This window comes from Streptomonospora alba (assembly GCF_000826685.1).
GTDB lineage: Bacteria > Actinomycetota > Actinomycetes > Streptosporangiales > Streptosporangiaceae > Streptomonospora > Streptomonospora alba.
Genome location: NZ_JROO01000085.1, coordinates 1 through 653, shown reverse-complemented (window position 1 = coordinate 653; position 653 = coordinate 1). Strand labels below are relative to the sequence as shown.

Annotated in this window: 1 protein-coding gene; it reads left to right on the top strand. The window is 67.7% G+C overall.

Annotated elements, in window-relative coordinates; genetic code table 11:
* Positions 1-653 (top strand): C40 family peptidase (locus LP52_RS25360; protein WP_040276948.1); only part of this gene is annotated, 653 nt, incomplete at both ends.

Below are 653 nucleotides of genomic sequence, written 5' to 3'. Positions count from 1 at the left end.
CTCGCCGAGAAGTACAACCAGGCCAAAGAGGACCACGACGCCGCCCAAGAGAAGCTTGAGGACCTGCAGGAGGACAAGCAGGACACCCAGGACAAGATCGAGGGCATGCAGGAGGACGTCCGGGGCCTGGCCAACGCGGCCTACACCAACGCCGACTACGGCTCCCCCGCCTACCTGCTGAGTTCCGGCGGCCCCGCTGACGCCTTGGAGCAGGCCGCGGACCTTGGCTACCTCTCCGACAACCAGCGCCAGACCCTCGAGGAGTTCACCGAGCAGAAGGACAAGCTCGACGACCTCACGGCCGAGGCGGCCGACACCGAGGACGAGGCGAAGGACAAGCTGGACGAGGCCGAAGAGGCCAAGGACGAGGCCGAGAAGAAGATCGAGAAGCAGGAGGACTTGCTCAACGACCTCACGGCCGAGCAGCAGGAGGCCGCGGATACCGGCGGCGGCACGGGCAACGCCGTCAACAACAGCAACGCTTCAGGCGGCGCGGGCGCGGCCGTCGACTTCGTCTACGCCCAGATCGGCGACGCCTACAGCATGGGCGCCAACGGCCCCGACGTGTGGGACTGCTCCAGCCTGGTGCAGGCCGCCTGGGCCGAGGCCGGTGTCAGTCTTCCGCGCACCACCTACGACCAGGTCAACGCCGG